Raw genomic sequence first — 25,052 nt, forward strand, 5'->3', positions numbered from 1 at the left:
CCATGAAAAAATACTATTTACTATTTTTAGTTCTATCTTTCTGTTCTACTTACGGACAAAGAGAGAAAACAAAAAAAGAATCAGATACCATTAAGGTTCTGGCGAAAACAACTACTACAAATAATTCAACCAATAAGGATGATTATCTGGCTAAAGCTTTTACCGTTACAACTCCCGAAGTTTCACAATTAATTAAATCAGAACTTATTCCGATTAATTATGCAACGGGCAGGGCCGAATATTCAATTCCTATTTTTGAAGTTAAAGAAGGGAATATTAGCGTTCCTGTTATGCTAAAATACTCGTCAAGTGGAGTAAAAGTGAATCAGGAAAGCACGAATGTCGGATTAGACTGGGTTTTAATAGCCGGAGGTAATGTGACCAAGTTTGTTAATGATATTGATGACAATAAGTATAGAATAAACCAGAATTCAAGTAATTATCCCCGTGCAGAATGGGATGAACCTTCGCTAACATGGATAACGGTGTATGATCCTTCTTCAGACTGGGGACAGTATATAAGTAAAAAGGGAAGACTGGTCAATGATAGTGATGTTGAATATATGCCGGACTCAAAAATTACCGCTGCATCTTCAAATTATGAGCAATATACTGATATGGCAGCAGACACTTTTTTTGCAGTCGCCCCAGGATTAAATTCCAAATTTTACTTAAATAAAAAAACAAATCAGGACGGCAATTGGGATCCAAGATTTAGTACCTACAATTATAGAGGCCATGAATTAGATGGATTTGGCAACAAAATTTATGTCAATAAGTATGATAAATTTGACATCAGTAATGTTCCCAATAAAGGATGGATGGGATGGAATACTGTTTTTCCTACAGAATGTAGTTCAAAATTGGGTAACCTTGATAACTATGCCACACAGAATAATTATTCATTGTTAAGAAACAATGCTAAAGATTATGATCAGTTTCAGGTAATCAATGCGTATGGAAATGTATATTCATTTAAAACAAACGATGTCAACATCAGCTCCACAACTGAGTTTCCTTTCAGTAGTTTTACAGATTCATCACCTGAATATCCCAAAAGCGAAATGTCGATATGCAAGCTTATCTTAAAAAATAACTATAATATTGATATCAATACGTGGAATCTCGATTCCATACTGGATGTCACTTCCAATAAGAAAGTAACTTTTGCCTATAAAGAGTTCCAGCAATCTCAGACTAAGCTTAAGGATCTTGATAAAGGCAAAGTAATTTTAAGTTCATATATTATTAATTATGGAAATGGAGGTAGTATTATCAATTATCCGGGAGGTGGTATTTCACCGGTAGATTATACTAATAATAAATATGCTCAAAATACTGTATATCATTATGTGGAAGAAATTAACTGGAGTGAAGGTAAGGTAAAGTTTTTCTATGATTTTACCAGATCCGACGCCTTTGATGATAATAATAATGTAAATCCTAAACGGGCACTTTCTCAAATCATTGTTTATGATATTAATGGGCAGATTGTTAAAAAGGTAAAACTAAGCTATGGTTATTTCAAAAATATACAAGTTTCAAGTGATCTGGATTTAAGATTAAGACTGGATGATGTTGCATTTTATGATAAAGATGATACCTTTTTGTACAACTATAAACTTGATTATAATCCCGGTCCAATGCCTTCAAAAGGAACTTCGGAAGCTACCAAAAATTATAGGGATCTTTTCGGGAATTTTAAACAGCAGTCGGCCGGAAGCTTTCCTAAAACATATTACCAAATTATAAATCAGAAGTTCAAATTTGATAACCTTCCACTTAATGGAACCACTTTTTTATATGGTGATATAGACATGGCTCCGGATAATCAGGCTTCTATAGGAATGCTAAATCAAATCACAACTCCGACAGGGGGATATTTCATATTTACTCATGAGCTAAACAGATTTCTTTTGAATGGCCAGGAACAGCTGGGTGGTGGAGTCAGAGTCAAGGAACAAAAGATACTTGATGGTTATACAGCCAGAACAATTAAGTATAAATATCTGAACGATAGCGGTACTTCATCAGGGACTATAGGAAGTATACCTTCTATGGTTACTAATAGAATTGGGGGATGGTACAACAGTGTCAGCGATTCTGGTGTTGCTTCTTATCCGGCGGTGTATTTATCACAGCAGAATACGCCTGAAACGGATGACGGAAGTTTTGTTATATATGAAAAAGTGACAGAAGAAGAAACAGGAAAAGGAAAGCAGGTGTTTTCTTTTACTGGATTTAGTAATTATCCTAATATTTACCCTCATACAGAAGATCATACGGGAGGTGTTTATGGAAGTAGGCTTGTGGCGAATGAAAATTATTTCAAAAACCGCAGCCATTTAAGAGCAAAGTTAATTAGCAAAGAGGTTTACGGTGAAGGAGCAGCTTTTCCAACGCAGACAGAAACCTATATTTACAAAATCGGAAAGGATGTTAGTACGGATTTTAATGTATATTTTTCTAACTCATATATTTTTAAACCTGCCTGGAATTTGATTATTGATAATACTCCAGAAAATCTTATTTTATATAAAAAGATTAACAGGAATAATTATTTAAGTACCAATAACTTTAATGAAGAACAGATCACAAAGGAATATTTTGGAGCTAATCCGGTCTTAAATAATGGGGTGCCAATATCGTACAATTATCAGGAACCTTTTTTTCTTCCAACGAAAGAGAAGATAACTCATTTTGACGGAAGCATTACAGAAAACTCTTTTGCCTATCCTTTGACACAGGGAATGCAATATTTAATTAATTTAAATATTGTTGCCAATTCACAACTTCAAAGTTCAATCAAGAAAAAGAATGATACGGACCAGGGAAAGGTTATATCAACAGTATATAAGAATTTTCCATCAAGTCAGGCTGATGCTGATTTGAAAACAGCTGGGTTCCCTTTACCTTATGCCGATCTTTCTACCAATATCCTGATTAATTCACCAGTAGTTCAAATGACATATGATAAGTTTGACAGCAAAGGAAATCTACAGCAATTTACAAATAGGGAAGGTATACCAACCACTGTTATCTGGGGATATAATCAGACAAAGCCCATCGCTAAAATAGATGGAGCTAAATTATCAGATATTGATCCCTCTCTTATTAGCAGTATTGTGAGTGCTTCAAATAATGATGCACTGGCTTTGCCAAACAATGATGAAACAGCATTATTAAATACTTTAGATAATTTCAGGGGCAATTCTGCTTTTGCAGCATATCAGGTAACAACCTATACTCATGATCCTCTTGTGGGGCTTAGAAGTATTACGATGCCGTCTGGTACAAGAGAGAGCTATATTTATGATAATGCATTGAGGCTTCAGAAAATAAAAGACAGATCAGGGAAAACGGTAAAAGAGTATAAATATGGGTATGTACCTACGGTTTACTATTATAACACTTTCAAAAGTCAGTCATTTACAAAAAATAATTGTACTCAGTCAGGGGCAACTCCCGCACCTATCGTTTACACTGTACCTGCTGGTAAATATTCCTCCACGATAAGCCAGGCACTGGCAGATCAGACAGCGCTTAATGATATTGCCGCTAATGGTCAGTATTACGCCAATGCAAATGGCTTATGTAACTCTACAACATCTTGTAGTCTTTCATTCAATTCATCTTTAGGAATATCAGGTGGAGGAAGTGCTTCTGTTACTACTAACGCTATGTATAAGGTAAGTTTTGGGTTTTCCTCTGGGCCGAACTCAGTCAATTTACCCTGGACGACCACAGGTGTAAAAGTGGCTGACATTGTAGGAAACTGCAGGCCAACATCAGATTATTCATCTTACAACGGACAGGTGTACTATACAATTAAAACCAATGGGGAGATTATTATACGAAGACATTTGGGCGTTTCTACCCCCAACAATACTTCCTATAATTATGAACTATTCTTTCCTGTAAACTAATTCACCATGAAAAAAACTCTGATTTTATTATGTATGCTGTTTTTGGCAGGTACATTATATGCACAAACAACTGTACCCAGTAGCAACGAAAATTATATTTATACTAAAAACTACCTTGATTATCCTGCTTCTGGTGATCCTAAGGTTTCTGAAACAGTTCAGTACTTTGATAAATTAGGAAGACCTAAGCAGTTGATTAATGTAAAAGCAACTCCACAGGGTAAAGATTTGGTAACACCAATTGATTATGATGAACTTGGAAGACAGGTAGATTCATGGCTTCCCTCACCAATGAATACACTAAATGGAGCCATTCAGTCAGGCGTTAATTCGAATGCTACAAATTATTATGGAGATAATTTTCCGTTTACTCATAAAAATATTGAAGCTTCTCCAATAGAAAGAACTTTATCAAATGTGCAGCCGGGACAGGCCTGGCAAAACCATCCTGTTAGTTTTAAATATCAGGCTAATATTCTGGACGATCATGTAGCCAGATTCGTTACAATCACAACCGTAACAGACAATACCACCTATTCAAAGGTTGTCTGGGAAAATGAATATGCGGTAAATCAGTTATATAAAAGCGTAGTAACTGATGAGGACGGAAATAAAGTGGTGCAATTTACAAATGGATCCGGAAACATAATACTGCTTCGTAAGATATCGCAGGATGATGAAAATGCAGATACCTACTACGTATATAACGAATTTAATCAGCTGGCTTATATAATTCCACCCAAAGCAATTATGGATTTTTTTAATGCTTATGGAACGGGAAGTAACGTCGAAGTTCCGGAATTTATCCTAAATGACCTTTGCTATCAATACCATTATGATGGAGTGAACAGGCTTGTGGAGAAAAAGCTTCCCGGAAAAGGATGGCAGTATATGGTGTATGATAAACAAAACAGATTAGTACTGGCTCAGGATGCGAACCTTGGAGCCGCTAAACAATGGATGTTTACAAAATATGACCAATTCAGCAGAATCGTTTATAAAGGAATTTATACAAGTGCACAGGCCTATGGAAGCCAGGGTCGGGTTTTTGAACAAAATGCAACTAATACCTTCACCAATAACAATACATTAAGGCAGGCTTTTATAGGATTTAATAATGCAGGAATGGAGGTCTATTATCCGGCTAATACTACGTATCCAACTGTTAATTTTAAATTGCTCAGCGTAAATTATTACGATACCTATCCGCCGTATAGTTTTAATCCGGCACCTTCGGCTAATGCGGTTACTGATAATATTGCTGATGCTAATAATACCAAAGGACTTGGTTTATTGACACTGATAAAAAATATTGAGAACGATAACTGGACTAAGAGTTATTCTTATTATGATATGAAAGGCAGGGAAATCGGAACCTTTTCTATCAATCATTTAGGAGGTTATACCTCTACAGAATCTGTACTTGACTTTTCAGGAGCAGTAAAACAAACTATTGTAAAGCACAAAAGGCTGAATAGTGATACGGAAAGGATTATAAAAGAAACATTTGAATACGATTCGCAAAACAGATTGCTTGTACATAAACATAAGGTAGATAATAATACAGAAGAGGTACTGACTCAAAATACGTACAACGAAATTTCTCAGTTGTCAAGCAAAAAAGTGGGAGGGGCAGGTATCTCAAATCCACTTCAGACAATAGATTATCAGTACAACATCAGGGGCTGGATGACAAAAATAAATGACCCGGATAATCTTGTGAACGGAAAATTGTTTGGGTATTCCATTAAATATCAGAATCCTGCAAATACTGAAACATACGCAATCTTTAACGGAAACATTTCTGAGATCGACTGGAAAACACAAAGTGATAATATTTTAAGAAGATATGGTTTTTCCTATGATACTTTAAACAGATTAGCATTTGGCCGTTTCACCACTCCCGGTGCTACAGTCATTGAAAATAATTTTTATAATGAGTGGGTAAATTATGATATTGGAGGTAATATCAGAAGTTTAGGCAGATATCAGAAATCATACAATAATCAACCGCTTCTTATAGATAATTTAACGTATACTTATACGGGTAACAGGCTGATTTCTGTCAAAGATAATTCTGGTAATTACAGCGGATATCCTGATAGTTCCGGAAATACTATTGGTTATGATCTTAATGGAAATATGACAGATCAGAAAGATAGAGGCATTCTGGATATAGATTACAATCATCTTGATCTGGCTGATAAGTTTACTTTCGATCAGACCTACGTTGTAAAGGATTTGTTTTTAGGAGATCTTATAAAAAATGTTACGACTCAGTACCTTTATAGATCGGATGGTGTAAAGCTGAACAAAAAATATACTTACGGAGTAGGTAAAAATACTACGGAGTCCTCTACAGTGACGGATTACCTAGATGGTTTTCAGTATGAAGTGCAGGGAAATACAACACAAATTTTCCCTCCGGTTTTAAAATTCATTCCTACCGCTGAAGGATATTATAATTTCGAAAATAACAAATATGTTTACAATTATTCAGATCACTTAGGAAATGTAAGGCTTAGCTATACAAATAATGGGACAGGCGGAGTACAGGTTATTGAAGAAAACAACTATTATCCTTTTGGATTAAAGCATCGCGGTTACAATGATGGCGTTGGAAATCCTTCATATCAATACAAATATAACGGAAAGGAACTTCAGGAAGAATCCGGAATGTATGACTATGGAGCAAGGATGTATATGCCTGAAATTGGAAGATGGGGGGTCCTGGATCCGTTAGCTGAAAAAATGACAAGGCTGAACCCTTACAATTATGCCTTTGATAATCCGGTAAATTTTATTGATCCGGATGGAAGAGAAGGGGCTGGATGGGGCTATAGAAACGGAGCATGGGTGTTTTTACCAGGAATGCAGCAAGGGGATGAAGAATATACAAAACGAGGTTTCACAGATTTCCGCCCTGACGGAAGCGTTGTAGATAATGTTGTCATTACCAACAGTTCTGAGCAGAATACGGGACATACCTATCTGGGTTTTAATGGCGAGGCAAAATACGTTACGCATGGCTCATTTTTAGGGATAGCAATTCCACTTACTGGAGGCTGGGGAAACCCGGGAGTCGGAACAGGTACGGGTACTATAGCAGGAACCGGAGCAGGACTTTCATTATTAACGATCCTTGCTTCAGCTGTAGCAATCTGGACATTGCATGGAGATGCTGCGGTTGATACTCCGGCAGACGAACCTGAAGACTTAAATAACTTATATTTGTACAGGAATATGAGAAGTGTTGGAGGACTTCCTGAATTGGGTAACTCTCTTAACACTTTAGGAATAAGAAATAAGGATATGTCTAATAATATCTTTGGTGAAATAAAAGCTGATACGGATTATGTTTATGGCAGTTCAGGAATGGGAATGTCAGTAACACCAGGATATGGCAATGTTGTTCCGGTTGTAGAGTTTGCTACTCCTAAGACAACGCTGTTTAGAATAAAAGCCACAGATGTGTACAGATCCGGCTTAGGTATCAATGTAGATAAAATCAATCATGCAAATATAACACCGGTCGGAAGAATAATGTTACAACAATTTAGAACCCAAATACAAGCTACAGCACCATTATGGAAACCAGTAAGATAACAGAAGTAAATCATATGATAGATACTTATTTGAATTTTGAATCCCTTTCAACTATTGATGATGAGCAATATAAAGAGGTCGTAATTGAATTTTTTAAAAAGCTGGATCAATTAAAGAACAAAGGGCTACATAATGATAATGAGCTTACGCGTTTTATCAGTGAGAAGTATTCAAGGATATCAGAAAAATTTGAAGAAAATCCTATCTATGAAGAAAGGATTCAGACGATTTTTCCAGAAATAAGTGAGCATTGCTCTCCTCCTTACTTTTGGGATACACCATTGAATGATTATATGAAAAATAAATGGGGATTAATTATTAATGATACTGATTTACAACTATAATTCCTAGCGGAACTAAAATTCTATTCTAATAAATTGCCCGATACCCTCTCATTTTTGAGAGGGTATTTTATATAAGTAAGAAGTGAAATAGAACTCAAAAGTATTATTATCGTGGCATTGCCCATGCATAATACAGCTGAATTTTTAGTTATTTCTTTGAACTTCTTATATTCAATGGACCAAAGATTTTGAACTCAAAAACTGGATACAGCTATTAGAGCTACATCATTTATAACACTCGTAGAAATATTTTTTCAATCAGTCAAAGAAATATTTTTATCCAAACGGCTTAATTTTTGCAATTTTTTTAACCGAATGGGTATTAATCATATGATGTAGTTAGTGAATTAAAAAGATAGGGAATGAAAATATCTCTATTGTTAAAGTTCGGAATATAGTTTTTTTAACCTCATGTTACAGTTTACTGAATACCTGAAAACTGTTTTGAGGCTGTGTTGATAATCTAAAAGATATTGACTCAATTAACTGATAAAATTATAGAATACTATTATTTAACATCAAAAAAATACTGTTATGAACGTTAAACGCACATTTGGAACAATACTGACTGTTTTAGGAATCGCAGGTTTGATTTATACAGGATATGAATTGATTAATAAAAGCTCGGCTTATACAACATTAGGTGTAATCGGGGTTCTCGGACTGATATTCTTTTTTTCGGGGATAGGTCTTGTCAAAAATACCAAAGACGAAGCATAATTATTTTGTTTTAAAGAAGATGAAAAGTAGCAGGTCAAAAAAATATTTTGACAGGAATATTTGTGCAATTATTTAAAAAATGCAGACATGGATTTAAAAATATTATCAATGGTGATGGAATCCAGTTATCATTAAAAGTAACAAGCTCTGAGGAACCAAAAAGACACCATATAGATCTGATAACCGATAACCAGAATAAGGAGGTGGAACGGCTTCTTAGTATTGGAGCTTCAAAGGTACAGGGATGGAATTATGAACAGGACGCTGACTATGTTGTACTTTTAGATACTGAAGGTAATTCATTTTGTATTGTACAACGGAATATCAAATGAAATAGTAGATTGATATCACTATGTAAGCTTATTTCTACAAATTATTATAATGGGAGTTCTTATAAAAAACTGGAAGCGAGTAGTCTTCCAGTTTTTATAAATCCTTTGAGTAAATATTGTGAAATATTTTGTGACTATAATCATAAGGTGGTAGCATTTTGCATAGTACTTTTACTATATCATAATAGTTGTAGATCAATCCCTACAAACTTTTATAATCATACCCTTCTTCTTGGGAGGGTTTTAGTTTAATGTACTATCACAGAATCAATATTACAAAGCTTTGCTATTGAGTCCAATGTCTGCAATTTTACTCAGTAATTTATCACATTTCTTTTCTTCATTTAGGGTTGCTAAAAGATTTTTTAGACATACATTTTCCTTAAGAACTTTTGCATAGGCAGCGAGGGTCCCATACGTCGAAATTTCATAGTGTTCAACTTTCTGCGCAGCAGCTATGATCCCTGCATCCCTCACCGTGCCTGGTTCAGTTTCTTCCATGATGCTCTTTCCTTCATCAAGAAGCCCTTGCATGGCATCACATTTTTTTGCCTGAGCCTTCTTTTTTAGCGATTTAAAACATTCCTCTAGTCTCTTTACATGGACTTCAGTTTCCAACAGGTGATTTTCAATAGCGAGTTTGAGCTTTTTATCCGTTGCGTTTTTATGCATTTTAGGTAAGCTCTTTACCAATGCCTTTTCTGCCCAATAGATGTCTTTTAACCCATCTTCAAATAGATCTTTCAATCCTTTGGAAGCATTTTTTTTAGCTGGTGTTTTTCTTGCTTTTGCAGCTGAAGATGATTTTGAAGGTGTTTTTGTTGTTGCTTTTTTTGATACGGTTTTGGTTGCCATAATATTAGATTTAGTGTGATAATCCTAATTGCTGCAATTCTAAGACCATTTATACTTAGATATGATCTGGCTCATAAATCGATAATGAATAGATCAGATACATTAGAAGAAATTTTTAGCATTATGAAAAAGAATCTATTTGACCGGTTTGCGGATTGGGCTGTTTGCTTTACAGGCAGTGCGGGTGCCTTTATTGGAGCGAGTTTATTAGTAATCATTTGGGCAGTCACCGGACCGATGTTTAAATTTTCAGAAGTCTGGCAAATGGTTATTAATACGGGTACTACCATTATTACTTTCCTGATGGTGTTTTTAATCCAGAAAGCACAGAATAAAGATTCAAAAGCCATACAGATCAAACTCAATGAATTGATTGCGAGCCATGAGCAGGCAAGTAATAAAATGGTTGATATTGAAGATCTTACAGAAGAAGAACTTGATGAGCTCCATAAATTTTATGAAAGGATTGGAAAAGTTCCTCCAAAAAAACAAAGCAGCCATAAATAATTTTTTGATGAATATAATAGGTTATATTAGTTTTAAGTTGAGAATAAGTACTTACTTTTTAGAACATTTGAGGGCCATTTTTGCATCTGAATGGTCTAAAATTTGTTTGTAAATTTATTGCCAATTTTTACTGAGATATTCATTCGGAACCATAACAAAATATAGATAATATGATCATCGATGAAAATCTTTTGCTCGAAAATGGAGCAGTTTACGAGGATTATTCCGCAAAGGAAGTTATTTATGAAATGGGAAGTATTCCCCATTATTATTTCCAGATTGTTAAGGGCACAGTAGAACTGAATAATTACCATGAGGATGGAAAGGAATTTACCCTGAATATTCTCTCGGAGGGTCAGAGTTTTGGAGAATCTTTATTGTTTGGGAACAAGAATTATCCAATGAATGCCATTGCAAAAACTGACTGCAGAATTCTGAAATTACCGAAATCTGACTTTCTGCATATGTTGAGTTTAAATACCGAATTAATGTTTACGATTTTCCGTTATCTGTCAGACCGCCTTTTCTACAAATATGTAATGCTGTTTAATAATTCAGCCATTGATCCGGTGTCGAAAATAAAATCGTTAATGGATTATTATAAGGAAAGTTCATTAGAACAAAATCCCTACTCTTATCTAGTTCCGCTCACCAGGCAGCAAATAGCCAATTTAACGGGTTTGCGGGTCGAAACAGTAATACGGACGATTAAAAAAATGGCAGAAGATGAGGTTCTTCGGCTTGATGGAAGAAAGATTTTATATTAAGATATTTTTATGATAAGAATATTTCATTTTGAATAAACGATAATTCTGGTAACAGATATTGGAATACAAAAAGACTGTCTCATATGAGATGGTCTTTTTTGAATGTAGGAGCATTTATGATAAGGCAGTGCCCGATAGTTAAAAAATACAATGCTCAATAATGCTCTATTCAAAAGATTCTGGGTTTAAAGTAGAGAAATTAGTTTTGATTCTTATTTTTTTGCCTTGAGCACATAATAAATTGTTTTTAAGGAGAGTTTGGATACATCAACATCCCATAAAGGCTTGCTTTTATTAATAACAACCCATATTTTGCTATGAATGTCATATTGCTTAATAAAGCAGAAGTATACCCATTTTGCAATGGTAATACGGGTATTCTTTTCCTTATGAAGCACCAGACAATAAAGCGAATAGGTTGATTCAGTATTGGATGACATAATTTGAGAAAGAATCAGTTCTTTGAGATAAATCGTTCTTCCGGAAGAAGTCCATCCTGCAAGACGTTTCACACGTCCTTTATTGGATATAACAAATCGATTATCAAAGCCGGGAATGGTTTTCCATTTTTCCCCGGGAAGATCTTTCAATGACAAGTTCAGGCATGCAGGCAAATTATTCTGATCAACAGCAGGCTTACCTAATTTTTTCCACAGAGAAGTATTAAGCATTCTGTCTGAAAGGTTTGGGTTGTCAGTTACTATAAAATCCTCCTCTGTTGGGGTGTAGGATTTTAAAAACCACCGATATCCGCCTGCTGTTAAAAATTCTTTATTAATAACATTCCTAATACTTTCCGCAGCAATGCCAAGCTTTTTTTCTACAGCATACATGCTGTCAAAATCTGCCAGTAAGTTTCCGTCAACGCTTTACTGGCTGACGGCCTGCATATAGATAACTTTACGGTTTTTTATTCTGTTCTTATCAAACATCCTGAGGCGGATCTCATGGGATGAAATTTTCTCTAAATTTTTGTAATGTATATGAAGCCTGTTCTCATCTTTAGTAGTAATAAGAATGGAACGGTCATTGTACTCAAATTTTTCAATAAAATGATAATAGACAAGACGTATGACAGATTTCCTGTGCTTCTGGGCCGTCTGATGATAAAGTGCAGTGTACACTATAATTATAATTTTTTAGATAACTGTTGGTATGTTTTACAAAAATCAGTTTCATAATCAGTTCCGGCATTTTCCACTCTTTGCCGCTCGGAAGAGAAACAAAACGTTCTGTACTTTTTACACGGCCATAATTGGAAATCATATAGTTTTCATAATTCTCAATAGATTTCCATTCTTCACCCTGGAGATTTTTTAAAGAAGTATTGTACAAAACTTCTTTTACATATCGGTCTTCAAATTCAGGAGGTAGTTTCATAAGCTAAAGTGATGAAAAAATGATAATATTAACAAAAATAAAAAACTCACTTAAAAAGAATTTAAATGTGGTATTCCAGACTCTATATTCTGTAATAATAGCGAGCAATGGTCCTGCCATTATTACTATTATGAACACTATAAAGATAATTTCTATCTGCTAAGGAAGTTGAATATTTTTTTAACGACCTATTTTGTCGCTTTGCGGATATATTTTTGCCTTATTAAAGAATGTTAATCAATTCTCTTTGGGTGAAACTTTAAAAAGCTTAATTTTGCAGGCATTAAAAACTTAACCATGAACAATAATTCTACTATACATTTCGTGTATTTCTAATATACACGACTATAAACCACTATTCATTAACGTTAATTACAATATAATAAACATGAAAAAACTCTACACGGGTGCATTGTTCTTATGTACCATGGGGATATTCGCCCAAGAGGTGGTATGGCAGAAAGATATCAAATCCTCTACCCAGGATTTTCTAAGCCAGATTACCACAACTATTGATCAGCAGTATCTTATCACAGGAAGTTCTATACAGTCTAAAAGCCGGTCGCAAGCGGCTGGCAGTCACAAGCAAAATAACGGGTACGATTTTCACCTGGTAAAGCTAAATCAACAGGGAGAAGAAGTCTGGGAAAAGTATTTCTCAGGCTCTAGCCATGATTATTTGTCAGCAACTGTTACTACGCAAGATGGTGGAAGTTTGTTAGCAGGCACTTCGTATTCAGGGAAAGGTTTGGATAAGAAAGATGATTCTAAAGGAGGATCCGATATCTGGCTGATCCGGATCAATGAATTCGGTGATGAATTATGGCAGAAAACATTAGGCAGTTCTTCTGATGAAGAAGCAAGAGCTGTTATACAGACAACAGACCTGGGATTTTTTGTTGCCGGAAATATACAGAATGCCTCAAAAGGATATGGATCGAAAGATGTCTTCATTACCAGACTGGATAAGGATGGAAAAGAGTTATCCCAAATAATCTTAGGAGGGAAGGGCTTAGATGAAGTAGAGAAGATGATTCCAACGAAAGATGGCGGAGCATTACTTGGAATCTATTCAAGAAGTTCACTGGGAGGAACAAAGAAAACCGAAAACTTTGGTGAGGGTGACTACTGGATCTTGAAGCTTGATAAAAACGGAAGGGTAGAATGGGAAAAGAACTTTGGAGGGAAAGGAGATGACCATTTGAGAACCCTTGCCTTAACTTCAACGGGCTTTATCATTGGTGGAGAATCCAGATCAGAAAGATCAGGGAATAAAACGGCAGGTCTCGAAGAAGGATCAGACTTATGGCTGATATCATTAACTGAAAGAGGTGATGAACAGTGGCAGAAATCCTACAATTTTGGCAATCGTGATATTCTGATGGGCATGAATGTGATTCATTCAGCAGATGCTCAATCTTCTAAAGGAATTTTATTGGGAGGTTATACTCAGGCAGAGGGAAGAATAGAAACCGATGATGAAACTTTCTGGATGCTGTATTTGGATCAGAATGGTACCGAGCAGTGGAGAAAACATGTCAAAGGAGAGTCCAGAAAGAAAGAAGAAAGACTTTCTGATTTAAAGTTGAACAGAGACGGTTCTATTGTATTGGCAGGAACCAGTGCTGAAGAATTAGGTAAAGAGAACTGGAAGATTGTAAAGCTGGGAGACAAGCAGGTGGATCAGTTAATCGAGAAGTATGATATCAAGATCTATCCAAACCCGGTTTCCGATTATGCCTATGTAGAAATTGGATTTGATTTTAAAGATGCAGATATTCTGCTGTATGACATGAGCGGAAGACAACTTCAGAGTCTGAAAACCAAGAATAAAGTGACTAAGATCAATACTCAGGCACTCATTCAGGGAGCTTATCTGGTGACTATAAAAACTGATACCAATAAAACGGCGAATGCAAAAATAATAAAGAAGTAAAAGTAAATGAAAAAAATATATGTATCGTTGGCGTTACTTGTGGCAGCACAGGTAATGTCACAGCAACCTTCACGAGCTCTACAAAGCGTAGAAATTAAATCTCCGCAGTCTTATGCCTTTGAGAAATATGGTAATATAACAACTAATTTATATACAGGAACTCTGGATTTGAAAATTCCAATTTTTTCAATACCAGCAAGCGGCAATAACAACATTGACCTCATTCTCTCTTATGATTCTTCGGGATTTTTGCCACACAAGAAATCTGATAATGCTGGAATGGGTTGGACTATGCTTGCTGGGGGAAGAATTACAAGGACTCTCAATAGGCTTCCGGATGAATATCAGGGAAATCCAACATCCAGTAATACCAGTCCCTTTGATTCAGGTGCAGATCTGCACGGATTTCTTACCGGAGTGCGCTTAAATCCTTATACAAATACACAGATATATAATCTTAATAGCGGTGCCGGAGGCCTAAATGGTTTAGATTGGAGATTGGGTACTGTTAACAACGGATATGAAGGTGAACCTGATATTTTCAGCTTTAATGCCTTAGGACTAAGCGGAAAATTTATCATTGGGAATGACGGAAATGTTCTCGTAGAATCTGATGATCCGAATATTAAAGTAGATCTTTCTGGTATGGTGTCTTATGGAGGAAAAGGATTTTGTAAACCACCTGATCAGACCATTGTAATTACAGATGGCCAGGGGAATAAATACACCTTTGGAGGAGATTTTTCCAAATATGAAATAAGCTATTCATTAGCAGATCCTGGATTTAGTAAGGATAACTGGTTCAATGGCTTTCCGTATATAAGTTCTTTCAGTCTTTCCAAGGTTGAACTGGTCAATGGACAGGTCATTAGCTTTGGATATGTACAAGATACTTTGGGCAGTGATTTTTGCAGCCTTACTACTGATTGGTCAGATTTTGAAAACAATCCAAAAGTCCTGAATTTTGAAGGCTATTTCCAAGATGGTGCGAGGATAGACGAATGGACAAACTGTCCGGGAGGAATGATCAGTTGTGTCAACGCAAGTTCTAGTACACCATCATCCCGAGAAAGTTTTGCGCTTGTTAAGCGTTCTTTACTGGAAAGTATCACTTATGGAACACAGCAGATAAAGATTAACTACAAGGATGTAGGTTATCCCATAGCGCATTATGATGGCCAGGCAAATGCAGACTATGTCAACGAATATGTAATCGATAATATTCAGCTTTTTGATAACACTCGGCTGATCCAGAATAACATATTTGCTTACGACGATTTGGGAGGAACGAATAAGAGGCCATTTTTAAAATCCATCACTGCTCAGCAAAGCAATCAAGTATATCGTTTTGAGTATTACAATACCAGTAACTTACCCAAATATGTCACCAAGGGTATTGATCATTGGGGATATTGGAATGGCAACGATAATAATATCAATCTGGCACCCTATGATACTTATAATACCGCCACAGGAGATTATACTCTGAATAATACTTATAGAGATCCCAATGCCCAGAAATTCGATGTTGGATTGCTAAGCAAGATCACTTATCCTACGAAGGGATATTCAGTATTCGAATATGAGTCTCCTGCTTACGGTAAGAGAGTTGAAAGAACATCAGCAAGTTCTTTCTTACCTACGTTAACCAATAATGCTGGTTTTATAGGAGGGGCCAGAATAAAAAAGCAATATGATTATTCGGAAAATGGAGGAATCATCAACAATAAAGAATACAAATATACCACGTCACTGACTGAAACAGCATCATCTGGAATTCTGATGAATTGGCCAAGGTACATATATTATTTTGAATTTAATACACCTTCATCAACTCAGAAACTCTTTATTAAATCGAGTTCCAATGTTCAGCGCAATAGTATGGATAGTTATAATATTGGATATTCCAAGGTATTTGAGGTAATTGCCGGAAAAGGCTACACAGAGTATGACTTTACCAATTACTCAGATTTTCCAGACATTCTAAATCCCGATACCAACAATATAAAAGAATATACTTCAGGAAATGTTCCGGCCTCACCGTTAAATTTATACAAAAATTTTGGAAACCTTTATGGAATTGACCGTAGTATTTTAAGGGGAAAGCTAAAAACGGAAACGATTTATCCTGAGGGAGCAGCAGCTCCTTTAAGAAAAACGGAATACACCTATAATGACAATATAGACTATAATCCTAATACGCTGAAAGATAATAATAACTATGTAACCTTTAATCATCTTACCGGAGTATGGGTACAAGGATATAAGAGATATATGAATTCTTCTTCCACTAAGAAAAAAATAGTAACTGACTTTTTAAATAATGCACCGCTTATAACAACAACAGATTATCTGTATAATAGTAATCTTCATCTGAACCGAACAGGGGAAAATAATATAACTGCCAGCAATACTTCCATATTGCAAAGCTTTTCCTATGCCCAAGACATCAATAATTCTTTGATGGTTTCAAAAAATATGACCGGAATTCCGTTGATCACCGAGGTAAAGCAAGACAATAAGACTATATCAAAAGTTGAAACAGCTTATCCTGTTTCATTACCTACGCCTCAGACAGGTGCTTTGATGCTGCCATTATCTGAGAAATCTTTTGACCTGCAAACTATTACGGGTACGGCTTCCCAGGTATTGTACGATAAATATGATCCCAAAGGTAATCTTTTACAATATACAACTAAAGAAGGTGTTCCAGTAGCAATCGTATGGGGATACAATCAAACCAAACCTATTGCTAAAATTGAAGGTGTAACGTATGATCAGATTGCAAATTTGGGAATTTTGCCTGCAATTGTAACCGCTTCCGATGAAGATGCTAGTGATCCCACCAAAGAAGGGCTTCTGATCCTTGCCTTGAATAATTTCCGCAAGCATGCAGGTCTGGCAAATTTTCAAGTTACGACTTATACACACAATCCTTCCATTGGAGTAACAACCATTACTCCTTCAACAGGCATTATGGAAAATTATATTTATGATAATGCAAACCGGTTGGAAAAGATTATTGATGTTAATGGAAATATCTTAAAAGAATTCAAGTACAATTATAAAAACTAAGACGATGAAAAAAATAATAACCCCTGTTGGTATTTTAATGCTGACCGGTTCCTTATATTCTCAGAACCTACCCAATACGGAAAATTATATCCAGACCCGAACTTATATCGACTCTGTGAAGACCAGCAGTACTGCTGTTAAGCAGTTCCATACTGTTCAGTATTTTGATGGACTTGGAAGACCTAAACAAGTCGTCAATGTAAAGGCATCCCCACTTGGGAGGGATGTCGTTACTCATTTTGAATATGACAGTTTTGGAAGACAGGTAAAAGATTATTTACCCGTACCGCAATCTAATACTTTGAATGGAGCCATTGTTCCAAATCCATTAAGTAATGCTACTCAACCAACAATTTATGGGCAGGAGAAAATCTTTGCTGAAAAAACGTTGGAGAATTCGCCGCTCGACAGGATCCTACAGCAGAAACAAGTGGGAACAGCCTGGAATAACAAACCTGTTGTATTCAGCTATTCAGCAAACACCAATACTGATGTAAGAAAGTATTCAACCACTACGACTTTTGTGGAAAACAGGACGGATTCTGAGCTAAAGGTAGCCAATGACACTAATGCTCTGAATGGATTTTATAAGGCCAACCAGCTTTATAAAAACGTTGTTAAAGATGAGGATGGAAATGAGACGATCGAATTTAAGAATGGACAGGGACAGGTCGTTCTCGTACGTAAAGTTTTAAGCGCTACAGAGAACGCAGATACCTATTATATCTACAATGAATTTAACCAGCTTGCTTTTGTTATTCCTCCTACAGCATCTCTTGCTCTTAAAAACTTGGCCGTAGGCGTGCAGATAAGCTCAACCGTATTAGAAAATTTGTGCTACCAATACCGTTATGATGGAAAAAACCGCTTGGTTGAGAAAAAAGTTCCGGCGAAGGGCTGGGAACATATGGTGTATGATAAGGCTGATCGGTTGGTATTATCCCAGGATGCAAATATGCGTCCGGGTTCCAGATGGCTTTTCACTAAGTACGATGTGATTGGCAGACCCATTATGACGGGAACTGTAGCTGGGGGTACAAGACTGGAAATGCAGAATATGATTGGAGGAAATGTCATAAAAGAGGCTCGTACTGCTACCGAATTCACCAAAAGTGGAATGGCGATCTATTATACCAATGATAACCTTTCCAATATGGAAACTGTTCTTTCAGTTAACTATTATGATACCTATCCTCCCAATTCGCCAGCAGTTACCAATGTTTTTAATAACAAACTGTTAACTGACAATCCAGCTGCTAAATACACGACTAAGGGTCTTTTACTGGCTTCTTATATTAAAAATATAGAAAATGATAACTGGACAAAAAACTTTACCTGGTATGATACTAAAGGAAGAATCGTAGGTAGCAGGAGCAATAATCATTTAGGGGGATACACCGTATTAAACAATAAACTGGATTTTGTAGGAGCTATTCTACAGACTAATACTTACCATAGGAGGTTAGGTACGGACAATGAGACAAGCATCCAGGAGTTCTTTACGTATGATGCACAGAACAGGCTGATAACACACAAACATCAGGTGAATACCAATCCTGTTGAAATATTAGCTCAAAATACTTACAATGAGCTCTTGCAACTGCAAACCAAAAAGGTAGGTGGAATTGTTGCAACAGCACCGTTGCAGCAGATCGACTATCAATATAATATCCGGGGCTGGATGACAAAGATTAATGATCCTGCTAACCTGAATGGAAAACTGTTTGGCTATGAAATTAAATATGATAACCCTGTTAATCCGCAGTCTGTTGGAAAGTTCAATGGCAACATTGCTGAAATTGACTGGAATAACGGCTCACAAAATCTGCTGAAGCGTTATAACTATCAATATGACGCTTTGAATAGATTATCCAATGCGTTTTATAAAGAGCCTTCGACGGGAAATACGGGTTATTTCGATGAATATTTGAGTTATGATCTTAACGGTAATATCCTGACATTAAAAAGAAATGCACCTCCTGTATCACCAGGAACTACTTTTGTACAAATAGATGATCTGAGCTATCAATATACAGGCAACCGCTTAGATAAGATTATCGAGTCATCATTGAATGATACTGGATATGAAGGGGGAAATAATGTAATTGATTATGACCTTAACGGCAGCATGACCACAATGAAGGATAAAGGAATCAAGAGTATCGTGTATAACCATTTGAATTTACCTGATTCTTACTCCATTACTCATAGTAGTCCTTTGGGATCAATTTTGAATATTGGGTTGAATTATCTTTATCGGGCAGATGGTGTAAAAATACGTAAAATATATTCCAGTGGACCTCCCAGAAGTAAGGCTAGTACTACTATAACAGACTATCTGGATGGTTTCCAGTACAGCTATTTTGAGGGAGGAGGAAGCTGTATAACCTGTCGTACGGAGAATGCTTATGAACAACAGGCATATAAAGGTATTTTTGACCCTGGTACAATTACCCCGGAATGGAAACTTGATTTTGTCCATACTCCAGAAGGAGTTTATAGCTTTGTAGAAAATCGATATATTTACCAGTATAAAGATCATTTGGGAAATACTAGGATCACTTATGGCAAAAATAGTGATGGTGTTCTTGAAATAAAGGATACAAATGATTATTATCCTTTCGGATTAAATCATATCGGTGGTCTAAAGGGCTTTTTAGGAAGTTATTTAAGCTATAAATATAACGGTAAGGAATTACAGGAAACAGGTTTCTATGACTACGGTGCCAGAATGTATATGCCGGATTTAGGAAGATGGGGTGTTGTTGATCCTCTGGCAGAGAAAACAAGACGATGGACACCTTATGTATATGCGGGAGATAATCCAATGAGATTCATTGATCCTGATGGAAGAACCTGGGGAGACCCAAAAGACCAAGAAAAATTAACGAAAAATGTCAATAAAAGAATTAACAAACTAAACAAGAGCAATGCTGGTATTCAGTCAAAAATTGACAAGGGACGATTAAGTGATAAAAAGCTTGCAGAACTTAATACAAAAATGGCTAATAATACTACAATGATTGGCAATATGAACCAATCCCTTAAAGATATTCAGACTATTGCTGATGCCAAAGAAGTATTTTACCTGACTGGTCCTAGTAGCTCTGGAGGAGAAACACATGGTGTAGTTAAAACTGCTGATAAAGAAGGTAAAGAAAGAATAAACGTTGAAGGCTCTAATATTGCATTACATTTGCACGAAATCCGCCATGTTGGACAGAGTTATGAAGCAGGAAAAATGAAATTTAATAAAGTAGGACAAATGACCACTCCAGCAAAGACATTTAGTGAAGGAAGGGCTTTGGAAGTAGAAGCATATAAAACAGGATACTCTTATGATACAAGCAGTTACCCAGTGCCTATAAATTCTGTTAATGATATTAATGAAAAAAATTTAATGGACATCAAAACAAGTGATGGTACTCAAGTATATAAAGCTCTAGATGTTAAAGATAAATAAATGAAAAATCACATAATAATATTGATCCTACAAGCTTGTATTTGGAATTTTGCAAGCTGTCAAGCTGTAAATGATTATTCTGGAACCTATGGAATAAAAGGTTCTGGACAAAAATTGCAATTAGACTCTAAAGGCTTTTATATTTTATATAATTCAAAATCTTTTGGTCATCTTGCTACAGATTTTTGTGAATATGCTTCTAAAGGGCAATGGAAAAAGATAAGTTCTGATGTCATAGACTTAACAAGCGAAAATTATTATTTGAAACAAGAAGGTTTTAAATACGATTTGAAACAAGAATCTAAGCTTTCTAAGGATAGTGTATATATTAATATAATCTTACCAAAAGAGTTTGAAGATATTGCAACTCCAGAATATGATCTCTTATTTAATTACAATACATCTAAAAGAATAGTAACCATAAATAGACAAATAAAATTATCAAAGAAAGATTATTCTTTAATTGGAGTAAAAAATCAATTGACTTTAAATATAAAGTTTAATGCTAAAGGAGAAAGATTTTTTAATAATAGATTAAATTATAATATTTTACAAGACTATCCTTTCGATGTAGAAAAATTCAATTATTTTACAATTAGTCTTCCTAACTTCAATCAATGTTTTTATGATTTTGAACCCTATTATCACAGTTATATTTATATAAAAGATAAAAATACATTAATGTGGAAAGGAGAAGAATGGATAAAACAATAAATAAAAACCCGCTCATAGAGCGGGTTTTTATTTTATAAAATGCTTTGCAGCTTAGTTTGCTTAAGGAAAGCATCAAGGAGACCATCAAGGAGAGCGAAGACATGATGTTTACCGTTTTCAGTGAAAAGGTAAAAGCAGTTCTCATTGAGACTGCTTTTTCTGAGGATACTTAAGTGCCAATTATGACCTTTCTCTGCCTTTATATTAAGAAACCTTTTCCCACTTTACATCTTACGCGGTACAAAATAATTAAAGTCACGGATAGCAATTAAAAAAAACGATAAATGGATTGCCGTTAGGAAAACAGGTAATACCTTATTGATACTCCATCATGAAACAGGTACTGTTGGGATTGGTAAGGGATTGGGGGAGAATGGTGAAGTAAATACGGTTAGTCCTGAGGATATGAACCTCAATGAAATGCTCAGTATCGAGTGTAATGAGAATTCCTTTACTGAGTTTTATTCTACGTTTTATCACCAGCTGAAAGAGCCTTCAGAATTTTCTTTTTTTAAGGTAATGGAGTATGAAGCAAAGCAAACGGCTTTGAACTTACAGAAATATATAGATGAGGCTCCAAATGATGTGAAACAGGAATTAAAGAAATATGAGATTTCTATTGATGTGGTGGAAGCTCATAGAAAAGCGGGAGAGGGGAAGACCGTAGGTAAGGGAGAGGATGTTGGAAATAGTTATTTATATAAGCGAGCAGTTGGATTGGAAGATGATGGAGAAGCTGGGCTGGAATAAGGAAAGACTGGAAGAGGTGGGGGCTTTGGAACCGATGCTAATGATTTTGGAGAAGTGGAACTCAGGTTTCATTCGGTAAGAAATAACCAGGACGTACATCAGATGCTTAAAATCAGTTCGCGGTCATTACAGCTTTACCGGTCGGGCAAGAAACTGCCGTATTACACGATAAGCGGTAAATTATATTATAAGCTTTCCGATGTGCATCAATGAATCTGGGACAGTTTTAATAGCTGATTGCTGAATGGTAGATGATGGTTTTATTAGTAATAAAATGATGCGAAATAGTGGAACAGGTGACTTGGTCATGATCTATCAAACATATAAGCAGCGGCGTAATATTTGCATTTTTTTAAGTACTAAAGATAAATCATTTTAAAAGATCAACCATGGGAGACAATAACACCAAAAAAGGGGAATATTACTGCGAGCACTACAGTGGTTCTGGAAAATAGAATATTTTATATTATTAGTTAAGCTGTAGGTACTTCAGGATAAGCTCATTTTTTTAATCTTTTAACCAATATAATTACTAATGACCGGCAATAAAAAATCAATTTATAGTGCTCTTGCTGCGAATCTGTTAATCGCATTAACAAAGTTTATAGCAGGTTCAGTTACTAACAGTTCCTCCATGATTTCCGAGGGAATCCATTCAACAGTTGATACCGCAAACCAACTGTTACTTTTATATGGATTAAAAAGGAGCAAGAAGGCCGCTGATCAATCTCATCCATTTGGATATGGCAAAGAGCTGTATTTCTGGTCTTTTGTCGTTTCAATCTTGATATTCGGACTGGGAGGTGCTTTATCAATTTATCAGGGAATTGCACATATTATTGAACCTGAACTTATGAAAGATCCATTCTGGAACTATATTGTATTGTTCCTTTCTCTTATTTTCGAGGGAACTTCTCTATTTATTGCCATCAGAGAATTTAATAAGATCCGTAATGGCCTTGGCTGGTGGGAGGCAATTATAAAAAGTAAAGATCCTTCCAGTTTTCTTGTTGTTTTTGAAGACGGCGCAGCAGTTGCAGGTTTGATTATCGTAATGATTTTGATGTGGGTAAGCCATTCACTGCAAATTCCGGAATTGGATGGATTGGCATCGGTGATCGTAGGATTGATACTGGTTTTTGTTTCGTTTATACTGGCGAGAGAAAGCAGAAGCCTTTTGATGGGAGAAGGCATAGCTCCCGATATGAGAGAAAAAATTGCTCAGCTGGCAGAAAAAGACGGGGCCGTGGTGAAAACAAAAAATATTCTATCAACTTATCAGTCACCAGAGGAAGTGGTATTGATGCTTATTATTGATTTTGAGGAACATCTCGATACAGAAGAAATCACTGAGGCAATACGCCGTATCCGTGCGGATATAAAAAATGAATTTAAATTTGTCCACTTTGTGATTATACAGCCAGAATAGATACTTAAACAGGTGAGTAATATATAGTCTAAATTTTTTTAATTCTTGCATAAACTGAGATTCTTCTTTTTACCGTTTAAAGAATCCCAGCTGCATAGAGTAGGAAAAGTGTTAATTTTTTTTAATCGAATGATTATTCGTTTATATTTGCGGAGTGAGATTAAAAGATGATAAAAAGGAATTGATCATTCGGCAGGAAGCCATAAAGATGATCGTCGAAAATGGTTTTGATGGGTTCAGTATGCAGAAACTGGCAAAAAAGGCTGCAATTTCTCCATCTACCATTTATGTTTACTTTAAGAGCCGTGAAGATCTGGTAAATCAGCTCTATATTGATGTGCATAACAGATTTGAAAAAGAAGCATTGATCGGGTTTGATGCTCATCTGAAATTTGAAGAAGGATTGTGGCTTCAATGGAAAAACCGACTTGAAAATATTTTAAGAAATCCTTTGGAATACCGTTTCCATGAACAATTTAGGAATTCTCCATTGATCAAAATGAATGGAATGCAGCAAACTCTTTTCAGGAAAATAATGAATGATTTTGTTAAAAATGCAGTGACACGTAAAGAGATTCCGGATTTACCAGTTGAGGTTTTTTGGACTGTCGCTTATGGACCTTTTTATACACTCATCAAATTCCATCTTGATAAAGCTACAATGTCTGGTAAACCATTTTCACTGACTGCCCAAAATTTACGTCAAACTTTCGAGCTGGTTGCAAAAGCATTGCGTGTATAAAAATTTTAAATTTTAATCGAATGAACGTTCGATAATGTATAAACCTTTTAAATTGAAACTATGACAATTAATCACTTAAACCTCGTCGTTACCGATGTAAACAAATCGGTTCTTTTTTTTGAGAGATATTTTGAGTTCACTTGTGAGCTTATAAAAGGAGAGCACATCATTGCGATATTAAGTAATAAAGAAAATTTTACGCTCGTCCTAATGAACAGTAAAAATGAAGATACCACCTATCCAAAAGACTTCCATATAGGTTTTATGTTAGATGATCTAAAAGCGGTCGATGATCTGTATCAAAAACTGATTAAAGGTGGTATAGCAATAAGCCAGTCTCCAAGAAAAATCAGGAACAGTTATGCTTTCTACTTCTGGTTTGAAAATATATTTATTGAAGTAGGACATTACCTTTCCTAGATTTGCTACCGCGTAGATTGGTATCAAAATAAGGAAAGTAGAAAAAATTTCTTTTTGAAGAAGGTACTATAAAAAAATTAAAAACT

General features: G+C 35.6%; 19 protein-coding genes and 1 pseudogene. 17 read left to right on the top strand and 3 right to left on the bottom strand.

Annotated elements, in window-relative coordinates; translation table 11 throughout:
- Positions 1-2: 2 nt before the first annotated feature.
- From FN817_RS03900 to FN817_RS03920, 5 genes are all read left to right on the top strand, one after another.
- Positions 3-3,926 (top strand): DUF5977 domain-containing protein, encoded by a 3,924-nt coding sequence (locus tag FN817_RS03900; protein WP_142716791.1) that lies wholly within the window; start codon positions 3-5, stop codon positions 3,924-3,926.
- Positions 3,927-3,932: 6 nt separating this feature from the next.
- A complete protein-coding gene (locus FN817_RS03905) occupies positions 3,933-7,532 on the top strand; it encodes a DUF6443 domain-containing protein (protein ID WP_142716792.1) in 3,600 nt (1,199 codons plus the stop codon).
- The gene (locus tag FN817_RS03910) at positions 7,514-7,876 is read left to right on the top strand and encodes a hypothetical protein (protein ID WP_142716793.1); all 363 of its coding nucleotides are present in this window, start codon (positions 7,514-7,516) and stop codon (positions 7,874-7,876) included. The genes FN817_RS03905 and FN817_RS03910 overlap by 19 nt, the downstream gene beginning before the upstream one ends.
- 534 nt (positions 7,877-8,410) lie before the next feature.
- Complete coding sequence (locus tag FN817_RS03915; protein WP_047433500.1) at positions 8,411-8,596, top strand: hypothetical protein; 186 nt, start codon at positions 8,411-8,413, stop codon at positions 8,594-8,596.
- Between the two features lie 47 nt (positions 8,597-8,643).
- Positions 8,644-8,928, top strand: a complete 285-nt coding sequence (locus FN817_RS03920; protein WP_142716794.1) for a VOC family protein — start codon at positions 8,644-8,646, stop codon at positions 8,926-8,928.
- Positions 8,929-9,201: 273 nt separating this feature from the next.
- Here the strand turns inward: FN817_RS03920 and FN817_RS03925 are convergent, their stop codons facing one another.
- A complete protein-coding gene (locus FN817_RS03925; protein ID WP_142716795.1) occupies positions 9,202-9,783 on the bottom strand; it encodes a YciE/YciF ferroxidase family protein in 582 nt (193 codons plus the stop codon).
- A gap of 123 nt (positions 9,784-9,906) precedes the next feature.
- On the opposite strand from FN817_RS03925, the gene FN817_RS03930 reads away from it, so the two are divergent.
- Both FN817_RS03930 and FN817_RS03935 read left to right on the top strand, forming a co-directional pair.
- Positions 9,907-10,290 carry a low affinity iron permease family protein gene (locus FN817_RS03930; protein ID WP_142716796.1) on the top strand — a complete coding sequence of 128 codons (384 nt, stop codon included), beginning with the start codon at positions 9,907-9,909 and terminating at the stop codon, positions 10,288-10,290.
- A gap of 170 nt (positions 10,291-10,460) precedes the next feature.
- Positions 10,461-11,057: a Crp/Fnr family transcriptional regulator gene (locus tag FN817_RS03935; RefSeq protein WP_142716797.1), complete on the top strand. Its 597-nt coding sequence runs from the start codon at positions 10,461-10,463 to the stop codon at positions 11,055-11,057.
- Between the two features lie 212 nt (positions 11,058-11,269).
- On the opposite strand, the gene FN817_RS03940 is transcribed toward FN817_RS03935, so the two are convergent.
- Positions 11,270-11,890, bottom strand: coding sequence for an NUMOD4 domain-containing protein (locus FN817_RS03940; protein ID WP_142716798.1), 621 nt, complete (start codon positions 11,888-11,890; stop codon positions 11,270-11,272).
- Positions 11,891-12,101: 211 nt separating this feature from the next.
- Positions 12,102-12,437, bottom strand: a complete 336-nt coding sequence (locus FN817_RS03945; RefSeq protein WP_142716799.1) for an NUMOD4 domain-containing protein — start codon at positions 12,435-12,437, stop codon at positions 12,102-12,104.
- Between the two features lie 388 nt (positions 12,438-12,825).
- On the opposite strand from FN817_RS03945, the gene FN817_RS03950 reads away from it, so the two are divergent.
- The 10 genes and pseudogenes from FN817_RS03950 to FN817_RS03995 all read left to right on the top strand — a co-directional run bounded on the left by FN817_RS03950 (position 12,826) and on the right by FN817_RS03995 (position 24,966).
- Positions 12,826-14,373 carry a T9SS type A sorting domain-containing protein gene (locus tag FN817_RS03950; RefSeq protein ID WP_142716800.1) on the top strand — a complete coding sequence of 516 codons (1,548 nt, stop codon included), beginning with the start codon at positions 12,826-12,828 and terminating at the stop codon, positions 14,371-14,373.
- Positions 14,374-14,379: 6 nt separating this feature from the next.
- On the top strand, positions 14,380-17,448 hold the full coding sequence (locus FN817_RS03955) for a hypothetical protein (RefSeq protein ID WP_142716801.1): 3,069 nt from the start codon (positions 14,380-14,382) through the stop codon (positions 17,446-17,448).
- A 4-nt stretch (positions 17,449-17,452) separates the two neighbouring features.
- Positions 17,453-20,911, top strand: coding sequence for a DUF6443 domain-containing protein (locus tag FN817_RS03960; RefSeq protein WP_142716802.1), 3,459 nt, complete (start codon positions 17,453-17,455; stop codon positions 20,909-20,911).
- Positions 20,912-21,625, top strand: a complete 714-nt coding sequence (locus FN817_RS03965) for a hypothetical protein (protein WP_142716803.1) — start codon at positions 20,912-20,914, stop codon at positions 21,623-21,625.
- Positions 21,626-21,943: 318 nt separating this feature from the next.
- A complete protein-coding gene (locus FN817_RS03970) occupies positions 21,944-22,375 on the top strand; it encodes a hypothetical protein (RefSeq protein ID WP_142716804.1) in 432 nt (143 codons plus the stop codon).
- The gene (locus FN817_RS23565; protein WP_394345030.1) at positions 22,353-22,454 is read left to right on the top strand and encodes a hypothetical protein; all 102 of its coding nucleotides are present in this window, start codon (positions 22,353-22,355) and stop codon (positions 22,452-22,454) included. The genes FN817_RS03970 and FN817_RS23565 overlap by 23 nt, the downstream gene beginning before the upstream one ends.
- Before the next feature lie 2 nt (positions 22,455-22,456).
- Positions 22,457-22,588, top strand: a pseudogene (locus FN817_RS23365) (helix-turn-helix domain-containing protein); the annotation flags it as partial.
- A gap of 322 nt (positions 22,589-22,910) precedes the next feature.
- Positions 22,911-23,804, top strand: a complete 894-nt coding sequence (locus tag FN817_RS03985; RefSeq protein WP_142716806.1) for a cation diffusion facilitator family transporter — start codon at positions 22,911-22,913, stop codon at positions 23,802-23,804.
- 154 nt (positions 23,805-23,958) lie between these two features.
- Positions 23,959-24,546 carry a TetR/AcrR family transcriptional regulator gene (locus tag FN817_RS03990; RefSeq protein ID WP_142716807.1) on the top strand — a complete coding sequence of 196 codons (588 nt, stop codon included), beginning with the start codon at positions 23,959-23,961 and terminating at the stop codon, positions 24,544-24,546.
- Positions 24,547-24,606: 60 nt separating this feature from the next.
- Positions 24,607-24,966: a VOC family protein gene (locus tag FN817_RS03995; protein ID WP_142716808.1), complete on the top strand. Its 360-nt coding sequence runs from the start codon at positions 24,607-24,609 to the stop codon at positions 24,964-24,966.
- The last annotated feature ends 86 nt before the right edge of the window (positions 24,967-25,052 follow it).

This window comes from Chryseobacterium rhizoplanae (genome assembly GCF_900182655.1).
In the GTDB taxonomy this organism is placed as follows: Bacteria; Bacteroidota; Bacteroidia; order Flavobacteriales; family Weeksellaceae; genus Chryseobacterium; species Chryseobacterium rhizoplanae.